Below are 18,881 nucleotides of genomic sequence, written 5' to 3' on the forward strand. Positions count from 1 at the left end.
ACCCATAATCGGTTGCGTCTTAAGTGGGTTGAGTCATGGGTTTCAGTCTTTCTTCAAACTTCGGTAAATCGGCAGGGAAAGTCCTGGTGGCCATCCTCCTGGCGAGCACTGCAACGGCTTGTAGTTCAGACACGACCCGCTTCAGCGGGCTCTTCTCCAAGAACACGGATAATGTGACGACGGGTTCCATCAACCGTCGCAGCCTGAATGGTCCGAATGGCGATCCGGTGCCGCGAGCCGATGTCGCGCAGGCCGGCGGCTATGGCCAGCAGGATTATTCGCAGTCGAGCGCACCGGCAACGCAACCCTACCCGAATTCGCCGGCTCGCTATAACCCATCCTATTCCAGTGCTCGTGTGTCCACGGCGCCCGTCGCGATCCAGCGTTCCGATCTGGCGCCTCCCGGTGCGTCTGCCGACATGACTCGCCCGCATGCGGCACCCAGAGCAGAAAACGAAGCGCTCGCCCAGCCGTTCCCGTCGTCGCGCAGGAATGATGGCTCGCGCGCCAGGCCGGCTCTTGCTCCGGACACATTGTCGACAGGCACGATCAAGACCGCTTCGGCCCCTCAGTCGTCCTCGGGTTGGACCACCGTCAATGCTCCGAGCGTGACGTTGCATCCGGGCGAGAATATCGCGCTGCTGTCCCGCCGTTATGGTGTTCCGGAGAAGGAAATCCTGCGCGCCAATGGCTTGCGCAACGGCGCCGGCGCTCAGCCCGGCCAGCAGATCATTATACCGACCATGAACGGTGCAGGCGCTGCCAGCCCGGCCAAGATGGCATCGGAGGCGACCGATCTTTCCAAGGGCGGCAAAATGCCGGGCCCGGCCAAAGCGCCGCAACAGGAAGTCCTTGCGCTGCCGTCCAACGGCCAGATGCGCGGCAAGTCTCAGGCAGGCCTTGCCGATCCCAACAAGCTCGCTGCCGGCAACGGCAAGGGACCGACGCCGAAGGGCACCTATGTTGTCAAGCCAGGTGATTCTCTGGCCAGGATTGCCAAGGAAAGCGGCGTAACCGTCGCCGAGCTCAAGCGGGCAAATGGCATGCAGGCCGGCGATGGCGTTCGCATCGGCCAGACTTTGACGCTGCCGCATGGAGCGCTTGCGGCCGACCCCGTCAAGACCGCTTCGATCGAGCCGCAGAAGGTTTCCGCCAAGCCGGTTGCAGAGCCGAAGCAGGCGGCAGCGGAGCCGGTGGCAAAGCAGGCGCCGAAGGCCGTCGCCCACGCGGATACGGCACCCGATGCCGCTGCCGCCAAGCCGCAGGTGGTCGCCTCCGCTTCTCCGAGCCAGGCCGTCAACGACGCCGCCAAGTCCGATGCACAGGCCGACGCGCCGGAAGCAACCGGCATCGGCAAGTATCGCTGGCCGGTTCGCGGCGCGGTCATTGCCGGCTACGGCGCCAACGTCAACGGCAGCCGTAACGACGGTATCGATATCTCCGTTCCTGAGGGAACGCCGATCAAGGCGGCAGAGAACGGCGTCGTCATCTATGCAGGCAATGGCCTGAAGGAGCTCGGCAACACGGTTCTGATCCGTCACGACGATGGCACGGTGACTGTCTATGGCCACGCCGACGCACTCAGCGTTACGCGCGGGCAGAAGGTTCAGCGCGGCCAGACGCTCGCAACGTCGGGCATGAGCGGCAACGTCACCCAGCCGCAAATGCACTTCGAAGTCCGCAAGAATTCGGCTCCGGTCAACCCAATGACGTTCCTTGAATAGGTAGTGCGTCTCAAGGAGTCTGCAAAAAGCCCGGCTATCACCGGGCTTTTTGTCGTTTGGGGGCCTTAATGTCTCGGATCAGTCCCGCTCCAGCACGATGCGCAATCGTCCAGCCAGATCCTGGATATATTGCCAGGCGACGCGGCCGGACCGCGCACCGCGCGTCGTCGCCCACTCCAAAGCCTCGTGGTGCATCTGGGTGCGATCCAGCTTGAGCTTGAAGTGATCGGCATAGGCGTCGATCATCTGCAGATAATCTTCCTGGCTGCACTTGTGGAAGCCGAGCCAGAGACCGAAGCGATCGGAAAGCGAAACCTTTTCCTCCACGGCTTCGGACGGATTGATCGCCGTCGACTGCTCATTCTCCATCATGTGACGCGGCAGCAGATGTCGGCGGTTGGATGTGGCGTAGAACAGCACGTTGTCGGGCCGTCCTTCGACACCGCCGTCAAGTGCGGCCTTCAGCGACTTGTATGCGGTATCGTCGTGATCGAAGGACAGGTCGTCGCAGAAGAGGATGATGCGATGCGGCGTCGCCTTCAGAATGTCGAGCAGCACCGGCAGCGAGGAAATATCCTCGCGGTGCACTTCGATCAGTTTCAGCGAGATGCCGGTGGCGCGGCGCACATCCTCGTGCACCGCCTTGACGAGAGAGGACTTGCCCATGCCGCGCGCGCCCCAGAGCAGGACGTTGTTGGCGGCAAAGCCGTCCGCGAAGCGCAATGTGTTCTCGTGAAGAATATCGCGCACGTGATCGACGCCGCGAATGAGGCTAAGCGCCACGCGGTTCGGCCGCGCAACGGGTTGCAGATGGAGCCGGGCAGGGGTCCAGACGAAACAGTCGGCCGCATTCCAGTCGTTGATTGCCGGAGCCGGCCCGGCCAGACGTTCGAGCGCGTCGGCAAGGCGGCGGACTTCCGCAAGGATCAGGGCGTTTTGGTCTTCACTCACCGTTTTCCTCCTGAATATTGTTCAAGAAAGTCGTAAAATGCGCGCGCTGTATTGCCGCGTATCATGCTCCTTCCGGGGCTGAAAGGCTAAGAGGCCGGGAAAACGGTACGGTTCATGGCTGTTTTTGTTGCAATCGCCATGCGCCTAACTATATTCCGGCCACCTGACGCGGGCACCGTCCCCGCAAGGAGTTCAAGGGAGTTTTTGATGTTTATCACCAACGCATATGCGCAAAGCGCGACAGATTCGGTCGCGGGCGCCTTCGGCGGTTCCGGCTTTGAAATGATCATCCTGTTTGTGCCGCTGATGGTCGTTTGGTATTTCCTCCTCATTCGTCCGCAGCGTGCGCAGGCAAAGAAGCGCGACGAAATCCTGAAGAACATTCGCCGCGGCGATCAGATCGTCACCAGCGGCATTGTCGGCAAGGTCACCAAGGTCATCGACGACAAGGAACTCGAAGTCGAGATTGCCGAAGGCGTGCGCATCCGCGTCGTCCGCAGCGCCATTTCGGAAGTTCGCGTCAAGGGTGAGCCCGTCAAGGCCGACGCGGCGTAAGCTTCTCGTGTGCAGGCAGCTCGGCTGGCTGGTGCGCGTCCTCGAAAATCGGGATCGACTTTCTTGAAGGACTGTGCACAAATTCAAGGTGTTACTGCGCCCTTCGCAATCCCTATGGAAAGCGGGGCGCAGTAGGGAAGCCCAAACTCGAGAGAGCGATGCTGCACGTCTCCTGGTGGAAGACCACCCTGATCTGGTTCGCCGTCCTCGCGAGCGTTCTTCTTGCCGCGCCGAACCTGCTCGGTGAGCGTGCGCTTTCCTCTCTTCCGGCCTGGCTGGCGCATAGAAAGATCGAGCTCGGGCTCGATCTTCGCGGCGGTTCCCATCTCCTGCTGAAAATCGAGCGGGACGATGTCGAAAAGGACCGCCTGGAAACGATCGTCGGAGACATTGCCACCCGGCTCCGCACGATGAACATCGCTTATTCCGGCCTCGCCGGAACCGGCCGCAAGATCGAGCTCCGCATCAACGATCCAGCGCAGGTTCAGCCTGCGGTCAATGCATTGAAGCCGCTCACCTCGGGTTCGGACAAGCCGGCTGTTGCGCTTTCCCAGGGCGACAACGGCGCGATGACGCTTAATATCACCGATGCCGATATCAATAATCATGTGTCTTCCGCGGTAGCGCGGGCGCTCAGGATCATTCGCAGCCGTATCGCGCAGCTCGGCGTGGGCGAACCCCTGATCCGCAGACAGGGCGCCGATCGTATTCTCGTGCAGGTGCCTGATCTTGCCGATCCGCAACGGTTGAAGAACCTTCTGAGCCAGCCTGCCAAGCTTAGTTTCCGTCTTATCGATCAATCGATGTCGGTTCAGGACGCCATGAATGGTCGCCCGCCCGCCGGGTCGGACGTGCTGTTTTCCGAAGACGATCCGCCGGTTGGCTATCTCGTGCAAAGGCAGCCTTTGCTCTCCAATGTCGACTTCGCCGACGCCTTGGCCGCCGTCAACGGCCAGAACAATGACGGTAAGATCTCGGTCAAGCTGACGCAGGAGGCGACCAGCCGCTTCGCGCAATTGACCGCAAGTAATCTCGGCAAGATTGTCGTCGTCGTGTTCGACGATCAGGTCATCTCCGCTGCCACCTTGAAGACGGTGATCGCCACCGGGGAAATCGACATCCCCGGGGATTTCACCGCTCAGGGCGCGCGGGACCTGGCGGTCATGCTCAAGAGCGGGCCACTGCCGGCAACAATGACGCCGGTCGAGGAGCGGACCATCCAGCCCGGCCTCGGCGGTGAGATGACGCGCTACAGCGTCCTGGCCTGCATCGCGGCGGCAATTTTCGTCGCCGTGCTCATGATCGGCTTCTATCGTATCCTCGGTATCGTGGCGACGATCGCGCTTGTCATCAACATCATCATGGTGGTGGCGATCATGGGATTGTTCGGCATCACGCTGACATTGCCGGGCGTTGCCGCCATCGTGCTCACCATTGGTATTGGATTGGATGCGGTGGTGCTGATCTATGAGCGGGTTCGTGAGGAGGAAAAGAATACGCATCTTCTCGTCGATGCGCTGCGCCATGGCTTCAACAGGGCTGCCGCCACCGTGGCCGACGCCAACCTGACCGTGCTCATCGTCGCGGCCATTCTTTTCTATGCGAGCAGCGGCGCCGTACGCGGCTTTGCCGCGACCCTGATTGTCGGCGTTTTCACCACCTTCTTCACCTCCTGCTTCGTGACGCGTTCGCTCATCACCATGTGGATATCGCGCCGCAAGCCGCGCACCTTGCTGGTCGGCGTGCGAAGCGGCATTTTCGATAATGCCAATATCCGTTTCATGGGCATTCGCCGCTACACGTTCACGGTATCGGCGGCTTTGTCGGTGGTCACGCTTCTCGCCTTTGCGACGGTCGGCATGCATCTCGGCGTCGATTTTGCCGGCGGCTCGATCATCGAGGTTCGCGCCAAGCAGGGTGTCGCGGATCTGGCGAATATTCAATCGCGCCTGCAGGACGCGATTCCAGGCGACGTGCGGGTCGAACGGCTCGACGATCGGCTGAGCGCGCTGATCCGCGTGCATGCCCAGGAAGGCGGCGAGAATGCCGAGCAATCGGCCGTGACCCTCGTGCGCGAGGAGTTGAGCAAGGATTACGATTTCTCTCGCGTCGAGGTGGTCGGCCCCGCCGTATCCGGGGAGATCACGACGACCGCTTCGCTTGCCGTACTGGCGGCGCTGATTGCCATTCTCGTCTATATATGGCTGCGCTTCGAGTGGCAGTTTGCAGTCGGCGCGATTATCGCGACCTTGCATGACGTCATCCTGACGCTCGGCCTATTCGTCCTCACCGGCATGGAATTCAACATGACGGGGATCGCCGCCATTCTGACCATTGTCGGCTATTCATTGAACGATACCGTGGTCGTCTATGACCGCATGCGCGAGAATCTCAGGCGCTATCCGCAAATGCCTTTGCCGATCCTGATCGATGCCTCCATCAATCAGACATTATCGCGGACCATTCTGACATCGGCGACGACGCTTGTGGCGCTGCTGGCCCTTTATATATTCGGCGGGGAGGTGATCCGTGCCTTCACCTTCGTGCTGCTTTTCGGCGTCGCAGTCGGAACTTTCTCGTCGATTTATATTGCGGCGCCCGTGCTGATCCTGTTCAAGCTGCGTCCGGACAAGTTCCAGACCGGCAGCCAAAGCAATGGGCCTGCGGCCGGCGACATCCAGTCAGGCAAACCAGCGGTGTGATACATTGGCAAAAGGTATAGAAATCCGTAGCGCGCATTTTCCGGGGCGCGCGCCGATCGACGCTTACGGCAACGGCGGTTTCCGCTTTGCCGACATGTCGCATCGCGGCTCGCTGCTCTGCCTGCCTTCGGGCATCTATGGCTGGGACATGATGCTGGGGGACGCGCTGACGCCGGACCGTTTCCAGAAGGTGCTCGACGAGGCAGCACAGATCGAAGTCCTGCTTGTAGGCACCGGCATGGAATTGCGGCCGTTGCCGGCTGATCTGAAGGCAGCCCTGCGCGCCAGACAGATTTCTTCCGACCCGATGAGCACCGGGGCGGCGGTCCGCACTTTCAATATCATGCTGTCCGAGTCGCGTGCGGTGGCCGCGGCGCTGATCGCCGTTTGACCTCCGGATCGTGAGCATGACGACATCAGCTGCGCCCCGTGGCAATCGGGATATCTGCCTCGCGACGCTTCGCGATACCGATCGCGATCGCTACCTTGCCTGCCTGTTGGCACCGGAGGAGAAACGTCCAGCACTTGCCGCGCTCTATGCCTTCAATGCCGAGCTGGCACGCGTGCGCGATCTCGTGCACGAGCCGCTGCCCGGCGAAGTGCGCATGCAGTATTGGCGCGATCTTCTCGAAGGGCAGGCTCACGGATCGAGCGAGGCCAATCCGATCGCCTCAGAGCTTTTGATTGCGATCGAGCAGCACCGGCTACCGCGTCAGACGCTGATCGACATGATCGATGCGCGCATCTTCGACCTCTATGACGATCCGATGGAGACGCGCGTCACTTTGGAAGGCTATGCCGGCGAGACCGCCTCGGCCCTCATTCAGCTTGCAAGCCTGGTTCTGTCGCCGGAGGAGGCTAGACGTTCGGCTGATGCGGCCGGTCATGCGGGCGTCGCGCAGGCGATTGCCGGCCTGCTGTTGCTGATGCCGCTGCATCGCCATCGCGGTCAGCTTTACCTGCCGCTCGAAATCCTGACCGCGACGGGCCTTGATCGCAGCACCTTCCTCGCAGGCGAGGACAAGGCGCGTATTTCGGCCGCGATCGAAGCATTTGCCGGCCTTGGCCGCGAGCATCTGGCCAAGGCGAGGGCGGCGGGCGCCATACCGCCGGCGGTGTTTCCGGCCTTTCTGCCGGCAACCCTCGCGGAGCCGGTCTTGAAGAAGGCGCAGAGGCTCGGATCCGGCCTGTTTGATCGCTCCCTGCTGCTGCCGCAATGGCGCCGGCAGATGCGCATGGCGCTGGCATCAATCACAAAGCAAATCTAAAATACGTCAAGCTCGCGCAAGTCTCGGCGTGTATGGAGATGGTCGAGCACTTGATTTGCATATCAGGGGGAGTTGCCGTGGGTATTGTCGTCTGGTGCATACTGTTTGCGATCGTCGTCTTTTTCGCCTTCTTCGCCACGCGCATGGCATCGCAGAACAAGGAAGACGGCCTGCACGACACCGGCCTTGCCATCCTCGAATTCGGTCGTGCCTTTCCGACCGAAGCCATCCGACAATTGCAGATCACAGCGAATGGTCAGGCGGTGTTCGTCCGCCTGCATGACGATAAGGCCGGCTTCATGCGCAGCCTGCACAATCATTTCAGCGTCCACCTGATCGAGCCCGGTCGCGCGCACGCCAAGGATTCGGGCACCGGCCGCGGACTGACGGTCGATTTCCTCGATGCTCCCCATCATAACGGGACATTCGAGTTCGCAACGCCAGCGGAAGCGGCGGAAGTCTCTCTGTGGCTACTTGGCAACTATGTTGTCAACGACGACGCTAAACCAATACATTTGATGCCGCCGGCGAAGGCCTGAGACATCTCAGGCACTTTCGGCGAGCATCTGCGTCTGCACGCCCAGCCATTCCGCGCAATCGGCAAGCGCGCGTTTGGCGATGAGCTGGCGCTTCATGATGGTCTTGTCCTTGCCGCGAAAGCGCTTGATGCCCTCCGGCTTGACGATCGAACCTGGCTCCAGTTCCGGGAAGAGCCCGAAATTGATGTTCATCGGCTGGAACGACCGCTTGCCCGGCTCTTCGTCGGATACGATGTGCCCGCCCGTGATGTGGCTGAGCAGCGAGCCGAGAGCCGTCGTAGCCGGTGGCAGGGACGGTGCTTCCCCCTTGCGTTCCGCGGCGGCGAAACGGCCGGCGAGCAATCCGATGCTGGCGCTTTCGACATAGCCTTCGCAGCCGGTAATCTGGCCGGCGAAGCGCAGGCCCGGCCGCGACTTCAGCGTCAGTGAGCGGTCGAGCAGGGTCGGAGAATTGATATAGGTATTGCGGTGCAGGCCGCCGAGCCTTGCAAATTCGGCATTCTCCAGGCCCGGAATCAGGCGGAAGATCTCCGCCTGTGCGCCGTATTTCAGCTTCGTCTGAAAGCCGACCATATTGTAGAGCGTGCCGAGCGCATTGTCCTGGCGCAGCTGCACCACCGCGTAGGCTTTGACGGTTGGGTTATGGGCGTTGGTCAGGCCCATCGGCTTCATCGGCCCGTGACGCAGCGTCTCACGCCCGCGTTCAGCCATGACCTCGATCGGCAGGCAGCCGTCGAAATAGGGGGTGCCTTCCCACTCCTTGAAGCCGACGGCGTCGCCGGCGATCAGTGCATCGAGGAAGGCATTATATTGGGCTTGGTCCATCGGGCAGTTGATGTAATCCTTGCCCGTGCCGCCCGGTCCCACCTTGTCGTAGCGCGACTGATACCAGCAGATATCCATATCGATGCTGTCGCGATAGACGATCGGGGCGATGGCGTCGAAAAAGGCGAGAGCATCCGCGCCCGTCTCGGCCTGGATGGCACTGGCAAGCCCCGGCGCTGTCAGCGGGCCGGTGGCGATGATCGCCTGATCCCATTCCTTCGGCGGCAAGCCTTGGATTTCCTCGCGAACGACCGTGATCAAGGGATGGCTTTGGACTGCCTGTGTGACTGCTGCCGAAAATCCGTCGCGGTCCACCGCCAGCGCGCCGCCGGCCGGAACCTGATGCTTGTCGGCGCAGGCCATGATCAACGAACCGGCCAGGCGCATTTCCGCATGGATGACACCGACAGCATTGCTGGTCGCGTCGTCGGAGCGGAAGGAGTTGGAACAGACGAGTTCGGCCAAATCATCGGTCTTGTGCGCTTCGGTGCCGCGCACGCCACGCATCTCGTGCAGGATGACGGGCACGCCGGCATTGGCGATCTGCCATGCGGCTTCCGAGCCGGCCAGGCCGCCGCCGATAACGTGGATAGGGGAGTGGGAATTGGTCTGTGTCATGCGCGCGTCATTACCACGGGGCGGGCGGCGATCCAATTGCTTTGCGCAAATGCCGAGATCAAAAACAGTGCGGGAATCAAAAACGGCGCCGAAGGCGCCGTCTTGAAGCAGTCTACTCGGTCCGTATCGATTAACGGAAGGAGCGGGAAGCGATGTCGCGGATCTCGTAGCGGCTGACGCCGATGTCCGACAGGGTCTGGCTGGAAAGGTTGCCGAGTTCGTTCAGAGTGCGGCGGTAGCTAATCCAGTTCTTGGCAATACGAAGCGGGTTCATGATCTTGTCCTCAGTGTCTTTGTTGCGAGCGGTACGATTACCGCCTCAGCGCTTGCACTCTATATAGGCGCGAGGACGTGCTTTGTGCAGTGCAAATTAAAGGCGTCTGCCATGCATTTGTGCAGTGTGACGCCCAAAAAGCCATCAATGCCTAAATTTTATATGCTGTGCACAGGGCGAATAGCTTCAGGAGGGCGGACCGATGCTGCGTTGCGAAGCGGGCACAAAAAGAACGCCCGTCGCGGTGGTCCGCAACGGGCGTTGAGAAGGCTCTCGCTGTTGGGCGAAGCCTATCCGGCGATTAGCGGCCGGTGGCTTCGCGAGCAACGCGATGAATGTCTGCGCGGTCGATGCCGAGGTCGTGCAGTTCACGCGAGCTCATGCGGCCGAGTTCGGTAACGGTCTGACGATACTTGCGCCAGTTGTTGAAAGAGCGGGTCAGGTTCATTTTAAGTCCCTTTCGAGGATTTGAAGATCTCGCGGCTCCGCAATCGGTTCCGTCCTTGATCTGATGCTTCCCAATATATGCTGCACCGCAAGAACTAAAAGAGCGAATGCTTCATGCCACCTATGCGGTTTGCGCAAGTCTTGCAGGCGATTTACCTGGGGGTATGGCTGCTTTATGTGCATATCGCGGCAAAGTGGAGAATGGCTGGCAGGTCGGATTTCGAATAAGGCCGAGGTTTCCGAGAGGAATTCCTCCGGCTGCCTGCGTTCGGCCACGTTTCCGCCAGCCCTGCGCGTTTGGAGGTGGTCAGGAGGGACCTTGCGGGATGGCGAAAAGCGATCTTCATGCCGGCGATTGCCGTGTTTCCGGCGCGCAGCTATTCGGTGGCTGGTAGCTCCTCAAGGGCCACGAACGCCGCTTTAGCGGTAGCTAAACGGTTGAATCGGGAAGAAAAAATAACGCCCACCGCGGGAGGAGGTGCGGTGGGCGTCATTTGTGATGATTGACGACTGGGAGGAGGAGTGTCGTCAATCTATCGGAGCGCACTGGGAGGAGGAGTGTGCGGCTCCGAATTCCGTGTCAGGATCTAAACCCTCAGGCTGTTCCGATTTGCATCGGCCCGGCGCGCCATCGCCGTGTTTGTTGTTTTACAAATAGTATGATTTTTCGATTTTGTGCAGCGCAATAATTTCATGGGAGGTATGTATTCGACGCATGCCTCTCATGGGTATCAAGATACCGCGCCACATAATACTAAAGGATCGCTTAATGCTGTATTAACGAGGGACATATTCGAGTGGAGAGTGCCAATCGCAAATGCGTGCGGGCCGGCATCGATTGCATGCCGATTTGTGCTAACTCTTCATTATACGGGAGTCGCAGGGGGCAGGGATGTACAGAGGCAGGCTGGAGCGGGATCTGAAGATCTGGGTCGACAAAGGTCTTGTCGATACGGCGGCGGCAGAGGCTGTGCTGCGCGAATATGACGGCCGTCAGACGAGTTTCAGCGCGGGGCGGGTGCTGACCATCATAGCAGCCGTGCTTCTTGGCTTGGCCATACTGCTTTTCGTTTCTGCGAATTGGGAAGCGATTCCGAGGATCGTACGTCTCGCGGCGCTCGTGGCAATGATATGGGGCTTCTATCTCGGCGCCGCCTATCTGTTGGCCCTGAAGCGTTCGATACTGGCCTCGGGGTTGCTGATCCTCGGTACGCTGAGTTTCGGCGGCGCCATGGCGCTCGTCGGCCAGATGTACAATATGTCCGGCGATGAACTGACGATGATGATCGTCTGGTTCGCCGCGGCCTGCATCGTGGCGGCGTTGTTTCGATCCAGCGCGCAGGTCGCGCTTGCCGGCTTCCTCGCCTGGGCTTTTTGCGGCGTCTATCTATGGGACAATTTCGATCAGTGGCATGGCGTCATGCCATGGGTGCCGCCTCTGATGGCCGCAGTTCTGATTGCGCTCGTCAGGTATGTTGATGCGCCGAGCGCGCGGCACTTCGCCTATCTTGTGCTTGTTGGGTGGTTGACCTGGCTTTTTGGCCTGCATGAGAGCCTGAGTGCGGCAATCCTTTTCGCTGCCCTCGGAATGGCGGCCTTTCTTGTCGTCAGCATCCCGGCCTCGCCGCTCATGCCTCTCGTGCGAACGGCAGGGGCAGCGCCCGCCTTCTATGCCTTTCTTGTCGCCGCGATCGGCTTCTTTCTGATCCATGCAGAAATCAGCAACGGATCCTTCGACAATAATGTCTGGGTGGAAGACAAGCTTCCGCTCATCATTGTGGCTGCCGCGACGCTGGCGAGCTCAGTGATCGCGATCGCCCTTGGCGGCCGGGATAATGGCGCGGTGCGCTATCTCGCCTATTTCGTCTTCGCCTGCGAGATTCTCTATCTCGCCAGCGAGACGATCGGCTCGATCATCGGTACGGCGGGCTTCTTTCTAGTTGCCGGCTTGCTGGCGGCATTCGCCGCCTGGCTGGTCATCCGGCTGGAACGACGATTTTCCGATCATGGCGGGCAGGGGACGCGGGCATGACTTATCTGGCTGACAAGAGCGCTGCTATAAGTAATCCTCGTCGCTTGTGGATCGCCGCTATCATCGTTGCAGCCCTGCAGACGGCCGTTCTGGGCTATATGGTCGGCGAGCGGGCCTGGGGACTGCGAAGCGGCGTCGAGGTTATCCTGAAGACGGCGCCGGTCGATCCGCGCGATCTTCTGCGTGGCGACTACGTCACTTTGAACTACGATATTTCGCGGGTTCCCGTCTCGGCGCTAGTCGGTGGGCCGCCGAAGGAAAGCCTGAATAATCAGGTCCTGTCCGTCCGCCTGAAGAAGCAGGATGACGGCTATTGGGGCATTGTCGAATCGTCTTTCGCAACGCTGGACGCCAAGCCTGATACGGTCGTGCTGAAAAGCCTGCCCTTCGATTATGTGTCCTATGGCGATTTGGCCGACACATCTCAGGCGACGATCGCAGTTACATACGGCATCGAGCGCTATTACGTGCCGGAAGGCCAGGGGCACGACATCGAGAATGCGCGCAACGACAGTCGCGTCGCGATCGCGGCCCGCGTCTCTTCCGATGGCGCCGCCCATATCAGAAGCCTGCTTCTCGACGGCAAATCCGTCTACGAAGAGCCGCTTTATTGATGAAGTTTATCTGTGGAAGCCGGATAAGCTTGCGCATGGTCGTGGAACCGTCATTTTTCCTTTGCGTGGTTTGAAACGGGTGATATAGAGACGCCGCGCTCCGGAAGGCCCCATGGGCAGGCATCGCCGTGCGGTTTTGGGAACGCGGGTATGGTGAAATTGGTAGACACGCCAGATTTAGGTTCTGGTGCCGCAAGGCGTGGGAGTTCAAGTCTCTCTACCCGCACCAGGACTGTCTTGTGGACAGGGGGAGGCTGAACAGGTCCGTCTTCCGATATGCCGCAGGACGCGCCATTTTGCCCAGAGCATCCCGCTTTCGGATAGGGAGTGGATAAGGTGCTTTGGCTCGTAACGGGATAGGGCTGCCTTTTGCGCGTTCATTCGAAGGCGCGGCGCTCTTGGCAAAGTGATAGGGAATTGCATCCAAGCCACGCTCGGGATTTTCCGGCGTCGTGCTCACTGAAACGAACGGCTGTCTGGGCACGGCCGCCATGAATGAAGGTAGGACAATGCAGGTTATCGAAACGCTCGCTGAAGGGCTGAAGCGCGAAATCAAGGTGGTCATCCCCGCCAAGGACATGGAAGTTCGCATGAACGAACGCCTGGCCGAGGTCAAGGACAAGGTCCGTATCAACGGCTTCCGTCCGGGCAAGGTGCCGGTCGCGCATCTGAAGAAGGTCTACGGCAAGTCGATCATGGCCGATCTCGTCAACGAGATCGTTCGCGACCAGCCGCCGGCGATCCTGACCGAGCGCGGCGAAAAGTCGGCAACCCAGCCGGAAGTCGCCATGACCGAGGACAAGGACGAAGCCGAGAAGATCCTCGCTGCCGAGGCCGATTTCGAATTCACGCTGTCCTACGAAGTCATCCCGGCAATCGAACTGAAGTCCGTCAAGGGCATCAAGATCACGCGCGAAGTTGCTGAGATCGGCGAAGACGAAGTCACCGAGCAGATCCTCAAGATCGCCGAAAGCGCTCGCAGCTACGAAGCCAAGAAGGGCAAGGCCGCCAATGGCGACCGCGTCACTATCGATTACCTCGGCAAGGTCGACGGCGTAGCCTTCGATGGCGGCAAGGACGAAGACGCACAGCTCGTCCTCGGTTCCAACCGCTTCATCCCGGGCTTCGAAGAGCAGCTCGTCGGCGTCAAGGCTGGCGACGAGAAGACCATCACCGTGACCTTCCCGGCTGACTACCCGGCCAAGAACCTCGCGGGCAAGGAAGCAACCTTCGACATCAACGTCAAGGAAGTGGCCGCTGCCGGCGAAATCGAAATCAACGACGAACTCGCCTCCAAGCTCGGCCTCGAATCGGCCGATCGTCTGAAGGAAATCGTCCGCGGCCAGATCGAAAGCCAGTACGGCTCGGTTACCCGTCAGAAGGTCAAGCGTCAGATCCTCGACCAGCTCGACGAAATGTATCAGTTCGACACCCCGCAGAAGCTGGTCGAAGCCGAATTCGCCAGCATCTGGCGCCAGATCCAGACCGACCTCGCTGAATCGGGCAAGACCTTCGAAGACGAAGACACGACCGAGGAGAAGGCTCGCGAAGAATATCGCAAGCTCGCCGAGCGTCGCGTCCGTCTCGGCCTCGTTCTCTCCGAAATCGGCGAGAAGGCCGGCGTTGAAGTCAGCGAAGACGAGCTGCAGCGTGCACTTTACTCGCAGCTCCAGCAGTTCCCGGGCCAGGAAAAGGAAATCCTGGAATTCTTCCGCAACACGCCCGGCGCCTCCGCCAACCTGCGCGCGCCGATCTTCGAAGAGAAGGTCATCGATCACCTGCTGACCGAAGTCGACGTAACGGACAAGACCGTCTCCAAGGAAGCGCTGCTGGCCGACGACGAAGCCGAAGACAAGCCGGCTGCCAAGAAGGCCGCTCCGAAGAAGAAGGCTGCCGCCAAAGCTGAAGCGACCGAAGCTGCCGCCGAAGGCGAAGAAGCTGCTGCTCCGAGGAAGAAGGCAGCTCCGAAGAAGAAGGCTGCTGAAGACAGCGCCGAATAATCGGATTTTCTTCTGGACTGAAATTGAGCCCTGCCGTTCGCGGCGGGGCTTTTTTGTTACTAAGGGGCGTGGGGGCCATCCTCGCCCTTCGAGGCTCCAGCCTTCGGCTTCCACACCTCAGAGTGGGGATGGAGAGCGCGTCGCGACATAAAGTCAGCTCAACGTGGCAGTCTTGGGCTGAAGGTTAGCCCTCATGGTGAGGTGCGCAGGCTGTAAGGCCGAAGCCCCGAACCACGAGGGCGGCGGTGAACTATCACAACCCACTCAAATCTCCGATTTGATATCGCCCATGCGATTCTAGGCATCACCCCGCGGCACCGGGTCTCTATCGATTGCGCTGGATATTTCTTAGCGGCGTCACGCACATTGTCTAGAAAAGCGGCGCGATGAGATGACGAAGGATACCTGACTTGATTGAAGTGGTGATGTTTGACCTCGATGAAACCCTCATCGACCGGCGTGCGGCGCTAGAGGCGTTCCTGCCGGATCAATTCAAGCGGTTCAGGGATCAACTGCAGGGCGTAACGTTTCAGACTTTCGAGGCAACGTTCTTTGCGTTGGAGAAAGAAGGTCTCGTCGACAAACAAAAACTCTACCCGAGATTGGCGGCGATGCTCGGTGTGGGCAGTCGTTGTGGAGATCGTTTGCTTTCCGATTTTCAAACGCGATATCCGCATTTTGCAAGGCTATCAATTGGTGCCCTCGAAATGCTCAGTGCGCTACGGGCGCGTGGTTTAAAGACAGCCATCATCAGCAACGGCCACACCGGGGTTCAATCGGCAAAAATTGAGATCACCGGACTCAAAGATGCCGTCGATCTTGTTGTCATTTCGGAGGATGTCGGGCTGCGGAAGCCAGATCCACGAATTTTTCAACTCGCCGCTGAACGGCTGGGCGCAACTCCGGCGCGCTGCATCTTCGTCGGTGATAACCCGGAGGCAGATGTCCTGGGTGCGGAAGCATCCGGAATGACAGGCATATTTTACAGTGCCGGGTGTTCGTGGCCGGACACATTGCCATCGCCGAAATACAGCGTCGAAACTCTCGTCGAAGTCCTACCTCTTATCGAAGCTCTTGCGTGAACTCTGGCGTCTGCACCTGACCCCAGCCTATAGCCGCTCAAAGCTCCGACTTGATATCACCCATACGGTTCCAGGCGTCGAGGCCGGCGATCTTGTAGGCTTCGGCAAGCGTCGGATAATTGAAGGTATTTTCGACGAAATATTCCACCGTGCCTTTCAGGTTCAGCACCGCCTGGCCGATATGGACGAGTTCGGTTGCGCCTTCGCCGACGATATGGACGCCGAGCAGCCGGCGTGTCTTCAACGAAAAGATCATCTTCAGCAGGCCGGTGTCGAGGCCCATGATGTGGCCGCGCGAGGTCTCGCGGAAGCGTGCGATGCCGCATTCGTAGGGAATGTGCCGCTCCTTGACCTCTTCCTCCGTGAGGCCGCAGGTGGAGATCTCAGGCACGGCATAGATGCCGTAGGGGAAATACTTCGGCGGCTCTTTGGCGATCGCGCCGACGGCGACGCGGGCGGCGATGCGGCCTTGTTCCATGGAGGTGGAGGCAAGGCTTGGGAAGCCGACGACGTCGCCGGCGGCAAAGATATGCGGAACCTTGGTGGCAAAGGTTTCCGGATTGACGCTCAGGCGGCCGCGGGCGTCGGCTTCGAGCCCTGCTGCAGGAAGATTGAGCGTGTCTGTCGCCCCCATGCGACCGGCGGCGAACAGCACCATGTCAGTCATGAGGCGGCGGCCATTGTCGAGCGTCAGTTCCACCTTGCCATTCTGCCGGATGACCTTTTCCGCCTTCTGGCCGAGGAGCAGCTTCATGTTGCGATCCCGAAGCTGGTAGATGAAATCCTCGACGATCTCCTTGTCGATGAAGTCGAGCATGGTGGACTTCGGATCGATCAGCGTCACCTGCGTATCGAGCGCGCTGAAGATGGTCGCGTATTCGATGCCGATGACGCCTGCGCCGATGACGACCATCGACCGCGGCAGCTCCGCGATCTCCAGCAGCTCGTCGCTATCGAGAACCGTCTTGTTGTCGAAGGGCATGTAATCGGGACGAAACGGCTTGGTGCCGACCGCCAGCAGGATGCTGGCTGCGGAGACGGTGACGACCTCGCCGTCATCCTTGACGACCTGCATGGTCTGCGGATCGACGAAACTCGCCTTGCCGCGAATGTGCTGCACGCGATTGCGCGCAAACTGATGTTCCAGCACCTCGACCTCATGATCGAGGGTGATCAGCAGGCGGCGGCGCAGGTCCTCCGCGCTGATTTCCTGCTTGACGCGATAGGCGCGCCCATAGAAGCCGCGTTCGCGCCAGCCAGAGAGATTGAGCGCGGTCTCGCGCAATGTCTTGGAGGGGATGGTGCCGGTATGGACCGAAACGCCGCCGACGCGTTTGCCCTGTTCGATCACCAGCACCTTCTTGCCGAGTTTGGCGGCCTGAATGGCGCCTCTGCGGCCGGCAGGGCCGCTACCCACGACTAGGAGATCGAATTGGTCCATTGGGAAGCCTCGGATGATTGGATCGGGAATCAATGTCGCAACGCAACATGCTGTCCGTCAACCGGTAGCGGCTCAATGTTACAGATTATCTAACAGGAAACGCCGGTCCTCAGGAGGATGCGAGGCCAAGCCAGGGTTCCAGCTTTTGGAACGTCCGGTCCATGGCATAGGCGCGCGTGAAGGACAGCGGCAAATGCCCGTATATGATCGACATCTGGCCCGCCGCTGTTGCCTCGTTGGTCTTGGCAATGGCGGCGAGGTAAAGTGCCGCCGCAAGCCCGGTGCGGTCTGCCCCGGCCTGACAGTGAATGAGAAGCGGTTTCGGCGCGTCGCGCATGATCTCGACGAGCTGCGCGGCTTGCGCCTGCGTCAGTTCCCGGTTTGAGGACATGCGGAAATCGATATGATTGATATGGAGCTGCGTTGCCTCGGCGACTTCCTGGTCGTACCAATGATGACCGCCGTTGTTGCCGCGCAGGTTGATGATGGTCTTGATGCCGAATTGCTTCTGGAGCTCCGCGATCGTTGCGGCCGACGGCTGGGAGGAGCGATAGAGTTCGCCTGCGATGACCGGATGGAAATTCGTCGTCCAAAGCATATGGGCATAGAAACCGCCTGCGACTGCTCCGAAAGCACCCAAAGCGACGAGCGCGCCGCGACCGACACGGAGAAGGCGTTGGGTAAGCATCGACGGCATCTCCTGCATATGATCTCCGGACAGGCCGAACGCTCAAGCGGATCGGCCAAATCAAAACAACGGCTTCCGACGGCAGATTCGCCGATTTGGATGCGGCGATTCTTCTGCCAGATCATCCTGATGCAGAACTGAAAGCGGAAATCACGGTTGCAAAGACGCAACGGAGCGGTTGTGGAGAGATCCGCAATGAGGAACGGTTAAAATATATATTTGAAATTAAAGTGATATGATCTTTATCTAAACTAATACTTCATCGCGTGTGCGACAGTTTTAAATCAAGCGCAATGCTCTGAAGCTGACATGACCGTTCTTGCCGATGATAACATGATCGTGAACAGTGATGCCAAGAGGCTTGGCCGTGTCGATGATCGTCTTGGTCATGTCGATATCGGCGCGGGAAGGCGTCGGATCTCCTGACGGATGGTTGTGCACGAGAATCACCGCCGTGGCGGAAAGTTCCAGCGCACGCTTGACGACTTCGCGCGGATAGACCGGCGTGTGATCGACCGTGCCGAGGCCCTGCACTTCGTCCGCGATCAAGGCATTGCGCTTGTCGAGAAACAGCAGGCGGAACTGTTCCCGCGCCTCGTGCGCCATGGCGGTATGACAATAATCGATCAGCGATTTCCAGGAGGAAAGCACCGGCTTGCCCGTCAGCTCGCTTTTCAGCATGCGCTGCGCAACGCTTGCGACGAGCTTCAGCTCGAGAGCCACAGCGTCGCCGACGCCCTTGACCTCTTTCAGCAGGCTAACCGGCGCGCCGAAGACGCCGCCGAGTGTCCCGAAACGGGTAAGCAGGGCCTTGGCGATCGGTTTGGTGTCGCGCCGCGGGATCAGCCGGAAGAGCAGCAGTTCGAGTATTTCATAGTCGGCCAGCGCCGCATCGCCACCGTCGCGATAGCGGTTTCGCAGCCGCTCGCGGTGGCCGTGATAATCGGCTTCGGCGTTAGTTGGGGCTGATTTGGCCGCAGTTGGTGCTGATTTGGCGGCTTGCGTCGGGAAGAACAATCGCTCGTCGAAAACAGGCGCTTCTTCCAAAGCATCCGCTGTTCCGCCGCCGTCGAGGGGCATGTCGCCATGTCCGGTGGAGGAGGCGGGACGTTTCGCCATGA

The 18,881-nt window shown here is 59.9% G+C and carries 17 protein-coding genes and 1 tRNA gene; 11 read left to right on the top strand and 7 right to left on the bottom strand.

Features of this window, described 5'->3' with window-relative positions; all coding sequences use genetic code 11:
* Positions 1-35: 35 nt before the first annotated feature.
* A complete protein-coding gene (locus FHT29_RS11985; protein ID WP_168599703.1) occupies positions 36-1,724 on the top strand; it encodes a LysM peptidoglycan-binding domain-containing M23 family metallopeptidase in 1,689 nt (562 codons plus the stop codon).
* Positions 1,725-1,802: 78 nt separating this feature from the next.
* Here the strand turns inward: FHT29_RS11985 and FHT29_RS11990 are convergent, their stop codons facing one another.
* Positions 1,803-2,675 carry an ATP-binding protein gene (locus FHT29_RS11990; RefSeq protein ID WP_168599704.1) on the bottom strand — a complete coding sequence of 291 codons (873 nt, stop codon included), beginning with the start codon at positions 2,673-2,675 and terminating at the stop codon, positions 1,803-1,805.
* A gap of 207 nt (positions 2,676-2,882) precedes the next feature.
* Here FHT29_RS11990 and yajC point away from each other — a divergent pair, with 207 nt between their 5' ends.
* The 5 genes from yajC (at position 2,883) to FHT29_RS12015 (ending at position 7,739) form a co-directional block, all read left to right on the top strand.
* On the top strand, positions 2,883-3,230 hold the full coding sequence (gene yajC / locus FHT29_RS11995) for a preprotein translocase subunit YajC (protein ID WP_037201801.1): 348 nt from the start codon (positions 2,883-2,885) through the stop codon (positions 3,228-3,230).
* Between the two features lie 158 nt (positions 3,231-3,388).
* On the top strand, positions 3,389-5,932 hold the full coding sequence (gene secDF / locus FHT29_RS12000) for a protein translocase subunit SecDF (RefSeq protein ID WP_168599705.1): 2,544 nt from the start codon (positions 3,389-3,391) through the stop codon (positions 5,930-5,932).
* Between the two features lie 4 nt (positions 5,933-5,936).
* Positions 5,937-6,323: an Mth938-like domain-containing protein gene (locus FHT29_RS12005; RefSeq protein ID WP_037201806.1), complete on the top strand. Its 387-nt coding sequence runs from the start codon at positions 5,937-5,939 to the stop codon at positions 6,321-6,323.
* A 16-nt stretch (positions 6,324-6,339) separates the two neighbouring features.
* On the top strand, positions 6,340-7,200 hold the full coding sequence (locus FHT29_RS12010; RefSeq protein WP_037201808.1) for a phytoene/squalene synthase family protein: 861 nt from the start codon (positions 6,340-6,342) through the stop codon (positions 7,198-7,200).
* A 77-nt stretch (positions 7,201-7,277) separates the two neighbouring features.
* Positions 7,278-7,739 carry a hypothetical protein gene (locus FHT29_RS12015; RefSeq protein ID WP_047557815.1) on the top strand — a complete coding sequence of 154 codons (462 nt, stop codon included), beginning with the start codon at positions 7,278-7,280 and terminating at the stop codon, positions 7,737-7,739.
* Between the two features lie 6 nt (positions 7,740-7,745).
* On the opposite strand, the gene trmFO is transcribed toward FHT29_RS12015, so the two are convergent.
* The 3 genes from trmFO to FHT29_RS12030 form a co-directional block, all read right to left on the bottom strand.
* Positions 7,746-9,182, bottom strand: coding sequence for a methylenetetrahydrofolate--tRNA-(uracil(54)-C(5))-methyltransferase (FADH(2)-oxidizing) TrmFO (gene trmFO / locus FHT29_RS12020; RefSeq protein ID WP_047557812.1), 1,437 nt, complete (start codon positions 9,180-9,182; stop codon positions 7,746-7,748).
* Between the two features lie 130 nt (positions 9,183-9,312).
* Entirely contained in the window at positions 9,313-9,456 is a 144-nt protein-coding gene (locus FHT29_RS35055; RefSeq protein WP_080739470.1) for a DUF1127 domain-containing protein, read from the bottom strand.
* Between the two features lie 301 nt (positions 9,457-9,757).
* Positions 9,758-9,904: a DUF1127 domain-containing protein gene (locus FHT29_RS12030; RefSeq protein ID WP_080739469.1), complete on the bottom strand. Its 147-nt coding sequence runs from the start codon at positions 9,902-9,904 to the stop codon at positions 9,758-9,760.
* Between the two features lie 891 nt (positions 9,905-10,795).
* Here FHT29_RS12030 and FHT29_RS12035 point away from each other — a divergent pair.
* The 5 genes from FHT29_RS12035 to FHT29_RS12055 all read left to right on the top strand — a co-directional run bounded on the left by FHT29_RS12035 (position 10,796) and on the right by FHT29_RS12055 (position 15,631).
* Entirely contained in the window at positions 10,796-11,935 is a 1,140-nt protein-coding gene (locus FHT29_RS12035; RefSeq protein WP_047557806.1) for a DUF2157 domain-containing protein, read from the top strand.
* A complete protein-coding gene (locus FHT29_RS12040; RefSeq protein WP_047557803.1) occupies positions 11,932-12,549 on the top strand; it encodes a GDYXXLXY domain-containing protein in 618 nt (205 codons plus the stop codon). The genes FHT29_RS12035 and FHT29_RS12040 overlap by 4 nt, the downstream gene beginning before the upstream one ends.
* Before the next feature lie 144 nt (positions 12,550-12,693).
* A tRNA-Leu gene (locus tag FHT29_RS12045) sits at positions 12,694-12,778 on the top strand.
* Between the two features lie 280 nt (positions 12,779-13,058).
* Positions 13,059-14,549, top strand: a complete 1,491-nt coding sequence (tig, locus tag FHT29_RS12050; protein WP_168599706.1) for a trigger factor — start codon at positions 13,059-13,061, stop codon at positions 14,547-14,549.
* Between the two features lie 419 nt (positions 14,550-14,968).
* Positions 14,969-15,631 (top strand): HAD family hydrolase, encoded by a 663-nt coding sequence (locus tag FHT29_RS12055; protein WP_348644864.1) that lies wholly within the window; start codon positions 14,969-14,971, stop codon positions 15,629-15,631.
* Positions 15,632-15,668: 37 nt separating this feature from the next.
* Here the strand turns inward: FHT29_RS12055 and sthA are convergent, their stop codons facing one another.
* From sthA to radC, 3 genes are all read right to left on the bottom strand, one after another.
* Positions 15,669-17,072 carry a Si-specific NAD(P)(+) transhydrogenase gene (gene sthA, locus FHT29_RS12060; RefSeq protein ID WP_037201823.1) on the bottom strand — a complete coding sequence of 468 codons (1,404 nt, stop codon included), beginning with the start codon at positions 17,070-17,072 and terminating at the stop codon, positions 15,669-15,671.
* 109 nt (positions 17,073-17,181) lie between these two features.
* Positions 17,182-17,760, bottom strand: a complete 579-nt coding sequence (locus FHT29_RS12065) for a tyrosine-protein phosphatase (RefSeq protein ID WP_244655137.1) — start codon at positions 17,758-17,760, stop codon at positions 17,182-17,184.
* Positions 17,761-18,039: 279 nt separating this feature from the next.
* On the bottom strand, positions 18,040-18,879 hold the full coding sequence (gene radC, locus FHT29_RS12070; RefSeq protein WP_047557790.1) for a DNA repair protein RadC: 840 nt from the start codon (positions 18,877-18,879) through the stop codon (positions 18,040-18,042).
* Positions 18,880-18,881 lie beyond the last annotated feature (2 nt).

Source organism: Rhizobium sp. SG741, assembly GCF_012275435.1.
In the GTDB taxonomy this organism is placed as follows: Bacteria; Pseudomonadota; Alphaproteobacteria; order Rhizobiales; family Rhizobiaceae; genus Rhizobium; species Rhizobium lusitanum.

Excerpts from the sequence above, each read along its gene's own strand:
- FHT29_RS12010 (WP_037201808.1), top strand. The coding sequence starts at position 6,340 with ATGACGACATCAGCTGCGCCCCGTGGCAATCGGGATATCTGCCTCGCG.
- FHT29_RS12035 (WP_047557806.1), top strand. The coding sequence starts at position 10,796 with ATGTACAGAGGCAGGCTGGAGCGGGATCTGAAGATCTGGGTCGACAAA.
- FHT29_RS11985 (WP_168599703.1), top strand. The coding sequence starts at position 36 with ATGGGTTTCAGTCTTTCTTCAAACTTCGGTAAATCGGCAGGGAAAGTC.
- FHT29_RS12040 (WP_047557803.1), top strand. The coding sequence starts at position 11,932 with ATGACTTATCTGGCTGACAAGAGCGCTGCTATAAGTAATCCTCGTCGC.
- secDF (WP_168599705.1), top strand. The coding sequence starts at position 3,389 with ATGCTGCACGTCTCCTGGTGGAAGACCACCCTGATCTGGTTCGCCGTC.
- yajC (WP_037201801.1), top strand. The coding sequence starts at position 2,883 with ATGTTTATCACCAACGCATATGCGCAAAGCGCGACAGATTCGGTCGCG.
- tig (WP_168599706.1), top strand. The coding sequence starts at position 13,059 with ATGCAGGTTATCGAAACGCTCGCTGAAGGGCTGAAGCGCGAAATCAAG.
- FHT29_RS12065 (WP_244655137.1), bottom strand. The coding sequence starts at position 17,760 with ATGCTTACCCAACGCCTTCTCCGTGTCGGTCGCGGCGCGCTCGTCGCT.
- FHT29_RS12030 (WP_080739469.1), bottom strand. The coding sequence starts at position 9,904 with ATGAACCTGACCCGCTCTTTCAACAACTGGCGCAAGTATCGTCAGACC.
- FHT29_RS35055 (WP_080739470.1), bottom strand. The coding sequence starts at position 9,456 with ATGAACCCGCTTCGTATTGCCAAGAACTGGATTAGCTACCGCCGCACT.
- trmFO (WP_047557812.1), bottom strand. The coding sequence starts at position 9,182 with ATGACACAGACCAATTCCCACTCCCCTATCCACGTTATCGGCGGCGGC.
- sthA (WP_037201823.1), bottom strand. The coding sequence starts at position 17,072 with ATGGACCAATTCGATCTCCTAGTCGTGGGTAGCGGCCCTGCCGGCCGC.
- radC (WP_047557790.1), bottom strand. The coding sequence starts at position 18,879 with ATGGCGAAACGTCCCGCCTCCTCCACCGGACATGGCGACATGCCCCTC.